The sequence below is a fragment of the Actinomyces polynesiensis genome (genome assembly GCF_000820725.1).
Lineage (GTDB): Bacteria > Actinomycetota > Actinomycetes > Actinomycetales > Actinomycetaceae > Pauljensenia > Pauljensenia polynesiensis.
In genome coordinates this window covers 1-6,862 of the sequence record NZ_CCXH01000080.1, presented here as the reverse complement: position 1 = coordinate 6,862, position 6,862 = coordinate 1, and the positions used below count along the sequence as shown (strand labels likewise).

The following is a 6,862-nucleotide window of genomic DNA, read 5'->3' as shown; positions in this document are numbered from 1 at the left end:
CCAGGGCGAAGAGGTTCACCCAGTCCATGGCACGCATCGGGTCCTCCGGCGTGGAGGCCCACTGCGTGGCGCCGGTCGTGCCCGTCGCCCCGCTGCGGGCGGCGGTCCCCTCCCCCGACGGGGTGCGTCCGTCGGCGGTCAGCCCGGAACGCTGCCTCAACTGGGTCGCCAGGGCGTGGGCGCGCCGGGGCACGTCGAGCCCACCCGGGAGGATCCCGGTGGCGGAGACGCCTGCCTCGATGCAGGCGGTCATCTCCGCGGCGACGAGGTCGAGGTACTCCTCGACCCGGGCGGGATCGCGCATCGACTCCTCGTTGGCCCGCACGACCTGCGCGATGGAGAGGTCGTGGCGGGTGCACTGGTCGAGCAGTTCGACGGAGGACGCGAAGGGGTGGGGCACGCGCACCCCGAGGGTCGAGGTCGCGTCCGGCGTGGCCAGGGACTCCACCACGGGATCGTCGGGGTCGTCGTTGGTCTGCACCATGACGAAACCGCCGCCCACCGAGTAGTAGGTGCGCCGCAGCAGCGGCCGGTGGGGCGCGGCCCCGTGGTCGCCGTCCCCCGACGAGGGCGACGCCGTCGTGCCTCGGTCGGGGACGTACGAGGGCGACCCTTCCTCGTCCCTCGCTGGTCCCCGATCCGGGGTCCCGGCTGCCGGTGCCGTGCCGCGGACGGGCCCGGACCAGGCGGAGACGGTCAGGGCGTTGACGTGGTAGGGCAGACGGGTCCGCGGGAGGAAACGGATGTCCTCGGACACGTCGAAGGGGATCTCTGCACCCCCCAGGAGGGTGAGCCGCCCACTGCGGGCGATGGCGGGCAGGACGGACTCCACGACACTGGTCGGGACCGTGGCGGGATCGTGGCCCGCCAGCCCCAGCAGGACTGCGCGGTCCGTGTTGTGCCCCCGACCCGTCGCCCCCAACGAGCCGAAGAGCTCGACGAGCACCCGGGTGGGCACCGGCGTCCCCGTTCCGGACAACCCGGCCAGTTCCGCCGCGAATGCGAGGCCTGCGCGCATCGGTCCCACGGTGTGGGAGGAGGAGGGGCCGATCCCGACGCGGAACATGTCGAAGACCGACAGGGGGTGGGGTGCGTCGGCTGCTGCGACCTGCCCCGCGACCAGCGCGGCCGGGGTGGGGCGCGCAGGGTCGTGGCGGTCAGGGGTCTCTCCGTGTGGGGTGGGCAGGTGCAGGTCCATGGGCACATTGTGCCGCTCCCGGGTGCGCTCCGCGTGCGCCGTCGGAGCGGCTCGCTATGCTCGGGAGGGATGGTGGACACGGTGAGGTCACGGCGACACGGGTTCACCAGGGCCGTGACCGCCACACTGGTCACCGTGGCACTGGGTGTCACGGGTTGCACTCCCAGCACCGCACCGTCCGGCTCGTCCGCCACCGCATCGCCGACGCCGACGGCCTCCGTGTCCCACTCCCCGACCCCCGGCACCCGCGCCCCCTCCCCGACACCGTCCTCGCAGGAGGATGGTGCGGTGCAGTCGGGGACCACGGCCACGGGGCCCTCCACGGAACGTCCCGCCTCTCCCTCGACCGGATCGACCCCCACCGCGTCCGGTGCCACCGGGCCCTCCGGAGAGGACGTCGACTGCCGGGTCACGGCGTGCGTCGCCCTGACCTTCGACGACGGTCCGGATGCGCGCACCACCGGCCGGTTGCTGGACATCCTGCGCGACCTGCACGTGCACGCGACCTTCTTCCCGGTCGGCACCCACGTGGCGGAGGAGCCGGAGCTCGTCGGACGGGAGGCGGCCGAGGGGCACGTGGTCGGGTCCCACACCTGGGACCACCGTGACCTCACCGGGCTCAGTGCCGCCGCCCAGCTCCAGGAGCTGGAGTCCACGGCGGATGCCGTCCGTGCGGCCACGGGCAGTGACCCCGTCCTGGTCCGTCCCCCCTACGGGGCGTGGAACGACACCGTGCGGACGCAGGTCACCCGCACCCACGCGGCGATCGTCCTGTGGAACATCGACTCCCAGGACTGGAAGTCCCGCAACACCCGTGCCGTGGTCGACCGTGTCCTCGCGACGACCACGCGCGGTTCGGTGATCCTCATGCACGACATCTACCCGACCACCGTCGATGCGGTTCCCGAGGTGGTCGCCGGTCTGAGGAAGCGTGGACTGACACCGGTCACGGTGCCGACCCTGCTGGGCGGGTCCACGACGGAGGGGTGGGTCTACTACTCCCAGCACGACCTGATCCGCCCGGGGAGCACGGTCCAGACGACCCACTGAGCCCATGCCCCGACACCGGGTGCGGACCTGGCGAGTCCCCGACGTGCCCACCGGTCGGGAGCGACCGGCCGTCAGGAGGCGGTGCCGGTCAGGACCTCCAGGAGGACCGCCGCCTCGGAGATGTCGGCGCGCTTCGACGCCGTCAGCAGGGTGAGGGGACCCAAGCGGGCCCTGGCCCGCAGGTCCGCGAGGGCGGGGGAGTGCTCGGCGTCCTGCAGTTCGACGAGGTAGCGGCGGCGGAACTCCTCGAACTTCTGCGGGTCGTGGCCGTACCACTTGCGCAGCGTCGGAGAGGGTGCCACCTGCTTGCACCATTCATCCAGGTCGGCCCGGACCTTGCTGATCCCCCGCGGCCACAGACGGTCGACAAGGATCCGTGCGCCGTCCTCGGGCTCGGGATCCTCGTAGATCCTGCGGACGCGGACCGTGTGCGACGTGGTCATCGTGGTCTCCTCCTCGGGGACGACCGTGCGGGACAGGACGCCGACGGGACGGGGGCGTCCTCCCCCCAACGGTAGGGCCGGGACGGCCACGTGGTGACCCGTCGGGCGGTTGTGGCGTGATCCGTCGGACGGTTGTGTGGGGTCATCCCCGCGCGTCGAGGACCTCGCCCGAACCCGTCCGGATCCTGTGGGCCGTGCCGCCCACCTCGACGACGAACTCGCTGCGCCCCGGGTCCGCACCACGAACTGCGCCGCCCTCGTCGACGTTCCCGTCGGCGGGCGCCCGTGCGGAGGTGTCCGCGCCGCCGGCGCTCCCCTCCCCGCCGCCCACCTCGGCCTCCACCGGCCAGGTGTCCGAGGAGAGCGTCGGCACGGGGCCGTCGAGACCCGCTGCCCAGGTGTCGAAGCCCGGGACTGCGGTGCGCCAGCGCACCTCGCCGGTCGAGGGGTCGATGCCGAGGAGGGTGGCACGCGCCGGGGTCGTGTCGGTGCACAGCTCCAGTCCCACCACGGTGTCATCGTCGTGGACCCAACTCCCTGAGGCGTCCACCAGGGCCCGTCGCTGGCAGGCGAGGTCATCACCCACGAACCAGGAGGTCGCGGACGTCGTGGAACGGCCGTGGAGCCCGTCGACCTCGGTGTCCTCCAGTTCCTCCCGCTGCGATGCCGTGGGGACGGTGCCGATGGCCGAACCGTCGGATCCCGTCCACTCGGTGGCCTCTCCCGCGAGGACCACCCACTCGCCGAAGAGCCTCGTGTCCTGGCCGGAGTCGGAGCGAGGGGGCAGTCCCCGGTCCCGCAGGTCGTCCGTGTCCCACCTCGAGGAGACCCTGCCCGTTGCCCGGTCCAGCACGGCCAGTGCCGCGCGCTGTGGCGAGGAGTTGGTGACGAGGACGGCCACGCCGTTCCCCGTCGCAGTGGGGACGACGTGCGCTCCGGTCGCACCGCGCCACAGGTGCCACCATTCCTCGGTCGCGGCGTCCGGCGCGCCGGTGGCCACGGAGGCGGGAGCGACAACCGGGCTGGTGGCAGCGCCCGCCTCACCGCCGCCGGAGGTGGTCGGGGAGGCAGCGGCACCGGTGGACCCCAGCGGCGCGGACACCCGCACCCAGTGACTGCTGGCCCCCGGCTCCGAGGTCGTCACCGTCACCGGTGCCGGGGCATCCGCCGTCCGCCCCGCACCGGTGCCCTCCGCGCCTGCACCCTCCGGGGCCGCGGTGCGGGAGGCCTCCGCGGTGGCGCCCGCCAGCAACGGGGGCAGGAGTGGGAGTGCGAGCATGGCCACCGAGACGAGTGCGGCAGCGCCCACGCGGACCCGCCCGTACCCGGCTTCCGCCCAACGGCGGGGATCACCGGCACGCGGCAGCAGCAGCACGGCGACCAGGGTGGCGACCTGGGCCACCACGGAACGCACCCACCCCGGGTAGGCCACCCAGTCCGAGGCCCATCCGGTTGCCAGACCCCGCACCGACAGTGCCGTCCCCGCCAGAAGGAGGACGGCGAGCAGCGGACGCAGGATCCCGGACACCCGGACGGCCAGGTCGACACGCCGCCGCCTGCGTGCCCCCTCCGACCTGCCGGCGCTTCCACTCGCCCACCAGCACCATGCCATGGCCAGTCCGCCGATGACGACGACTGCGGCCCCCGGTGCGGTGGAGCGGTGGAGGAGGTCCGTCCCCCACACGGGGTCCGCGAAGAGGGGGTCGTAGTCGGGCTCGCCGAACCAGGACATCCCCGAGGCCCCGTAGGTGAGGGCGGCCCCCGCCACCCACAGACCGGTGGCCACCACGACCCGCCACGCGAACGCGCCACCATCCGCGGGCGGCTCCGTCGACATGCCCTTCAGCGGGCGGGGCGCCACACGCCTCCACGGTCCCTTGACCGGACCCATGCCTGGTCCCCCCGCCTCCGAGCGCGCCCGGTGACTCTGCCGGGTGGGCCGGCACCCCGGGTGCCCGCCAGGGGGAGGCTACATCGACGCCCACCGTGCGGTGCCACCTAGACTCGGGGCATGGTCCAGCGCATGAACGTCGAATCCTTCAACCTCGACCACCGCCACGTGGTCGCCCCCTACGTGCGCGTCGCCGATCGCAAGGAGCTCCCCGGCGGGGACGTCCTGGTCAAGTACGACGTCCGCTTCACCCAACCCAATGCCGCCCACCTGGAGATGCCCACCGTCCACTCCATCGAGCACCTCACCGCCGAGCTCATGCGCGACCACACCGACCGCCTCATCGACTTCTCGCCCATGGGGTGCCAGACGGGCTTCTACGCGCTGGTGCTCGGGGTGGAGACACCCGAGTTCCTGCCGCTGCTGGAGGCCACGTTCCGGGACGTCCTCGACGCCACCTCGGTCCCCGCGGCCAACGAGGTGCAGTGCGGGTGGGGGGCGAACCACTCCCTGGAGGGCGCCCAGGAGGCGGTCCGATACTTCCTCGCGCACCGGGACGAGTGGGAGACGGTCACCGCCCCCTGACACCCCGATCCGTGGCTTCCCTGCCACCACGACCGCCGACCGTTCCCCGGTCCTGACAGTCCTCCGGTCCCGACCGTGCAGTGCACGGATCCTCCGGGCATCGCCATCGATCAGCCACCGCCACCCCCCATGCGCCGGCCCCCACCGAGTACTCCCACCGGCCATCCACTGCCGCCGACCACACACCAGCCCCGACCACACACCAGCCCCGACCCGGGAGAAGACATGAGTTCCCAGACGAGCACCGCGCCCAGTCGGCGCGGGGTCCGCGCCGTCATCCAGTGCGCCATGGACATCGAGGCGGGTCCGTTCCTCGAGGCCCTCGACGAGGACGCCTCCACCGTGGTGATCGGGGACGCCGAACGCCACCGACAGACCTTCACCACGGGGGAGCTCGACGGATCGACGGTGCTGGTGGTGACCTCGGGTATCGGCCTGGCCAACTCCGCGTCCGCGACAGCGCGTGCCCTCATGATGGTCGACCCCGACCTGGTGATCGCCGGGGGCACCACCGGAGGCCTGGGCACCGAGGTGGAGGTCGGTGACGTCATCGTCGGCGTGTCCACCACCTACAACGGTGCGGACGCGACCCCCTTCGGGTACGTGCGCGGCCAGGTGCCGGGCATGCCCGTCGACTACCGCTCCCCGGAGCTGTCGGTCCTCAAGGCGCGCAACCTCCCGCGCCACGTCGAGCACCGGGTCCGCATCGGACAGGTGGTCTCCGGGGACTCCTTCGTGACGGCTGCCAACGTCGCTCCCGTCCGCGCCGAGTTCCCCGACGCCCTGGCCACCGACATGGAGACCGCGGCGATGGCGCAGGTGTGCTTCGGGATGGGGGTCAACTGGGTCTCGGTGCGTGCGGTGTCGGACCTGTGCGGCCCGCGTGCGGACCAGGACTTCCACATGGACTCCACCCGGGCGGCACGGTCCAGCTACGAGGCCGTGCGGGCCTACCTCTCCATCTGACACCCGCCTCACCCGCCACCCGCCACCCGCCTCCACCCGCCACCCGCCCGGCCGGCACGCTCCCGCCGGCCCACCTGCCTCCCGAGCAGCCCTGCCACCCACGGGGGCCCTGCTGCGTCTGCCGGGTCCTCCCCACTCGGGCGGTCACGGCCGGGTCGGGCACAATGGGCACCATGACCCTGCGAGTCCTCATGGTGTGCACCGGCAACATCTGCCGCTCGACGATGGCCCAGGAGGTCCTCTCCGAGCAGGTGGCAGCCGACCGGCTGGACGTCCTCGTCGACTCCGCGGGGATCTCCGACGAGGAGCACGGCAACCCCATCGATCCCAGGGCTGCCCGGGTGCTGCGGGAGGCAGGGCACCGGGTTCCCGACCACCGGGCGCGCCAGGTCCGTGCCGCCGAACTCGGGTCCTGGGACCTCGTGCTCGCCATGACCCGCCAGCACCTCATGGCACTCGAACGTCTGGCGCGCAGGGCAGGTGTCGACGTGGAGGTGGACCCGCCCGTCGGGGACCACACCGTGGTCGACCTGCGGATGTTCCGTTCCTTCGACCCACGGGCCACGGGGAGCGCCAGAGTGCCGGAGGCCCCGGACCCGTGGTCCGGGAGCGCGTTGGACGTGCCGGACCCGTGGTACGGGGACCACCGGGACTTCGAGGAGACACTCGAGGTCGTCGAGCGTGTCACCCCCGCCCTCGTCGACCACCTGCGCGCACGCCTGGCCCCGG

At 73.0% G+C, this 6,862-nt stretch carries 7 protein-coding genes; 4 read left to right on the top strand and 3 right to left on the bottom strand.

Features of this window, described 5'->3' with window-relative positions:
- Nucleotides 1-1,198, bottom strand: a 1,198-nt coding sequence (locus tag TA90_RS15440; protein WP_043534558.1) for a serine dehydratase beta chain, incomplete at its 3' end; no start/stop codon positions are given.
- Nucleotides 1,199-1,486: 288 nt separating this feature from the next.
- Here TA90_RS15440 and TA90_RS13655 point away from each other — a divergent pair.
- Nucleotides 1,487-2,248 carry a polysaccharide deacetylase family protein gene (locus tag TA90_RS13655; protein WP_082031325.1) on the top strand — a complete coding sequence of 254 codons (762 nt, stop codon included), beginning with the start codon at nt 1,487-1,489 and terminating at the stop codon, nt 2,246-2,248.
- A gap of 71 nt (nt 2,249-2,319) precedes the next feature.
- On the opposite strand, the gene TA90_RS03065 is transcribed toward TA90_RS13655, so the two are convergent.
- Complete coding sequence (locus tag TA90_RS03065; protein ID WP_043534560.1) at nt 2,320-2,691, bottom strand: DUF488 domain-containing protein; 372 nt, start codon at nt 2,689-2,691, stop codon at nt 2,320-2,322.
- A gap of 142 nt (nt 2,692-2,833) precedes the next feature.
- Entirely contained in the window at nt 2,834-4,528 is a 1,695-nt protein-coding gene (locus TA90_RS03060; RefSeq protein ID WP_147513340.1) for a hypothetical protein, read from the bottom strand.
- A 174-nt stretch (nt 4,529-4,702) separates the two neighbouring features.
- Here TA90_RS03060 and TA90_RS03055 point away from each other — a divergent pair, with 174 nt between their 5' ends.
- The 3 genes from TA90_RS03055 to TA90_RS14120 form a co-directional block, all read left to right on the top strand.
- A complete protein-coding gene (locus TA90_RS03055; RefSeq protein WP_043534556.1) occupies nt 4,703-5,167 on the top strand; it encodes an S-ribosylhomocysteine lyase in 465 nt (154 codons plus the stop codon).
- A gap of 225 nt (nt 5,168-5,392) precedes the next feature.
- On the top strand, nt 5,393-6,133 hold the full coding sequence (gene mtnN / locus TA90_RS03050) for a 5'-methylthioadenosine/S-adenosylhomocysteine nucleosidase (RefSeq protein WP_043534555.1): 741 nt from the start codon (nt 5,393-5,395) through the stop codon (nt 6,131-6,133).
- 173 nt (nt 6,134-6,306) lie between these two features.
- Nucleotides 6,307-6,862, top strand: a 556-nt coding sequence (locus tag TA90_RS14120) for a low molecular weight protein-tyrosine-phosphatase (protein WP_187120078.1), incomplete at its 3' end; no start/stop codon positions are given.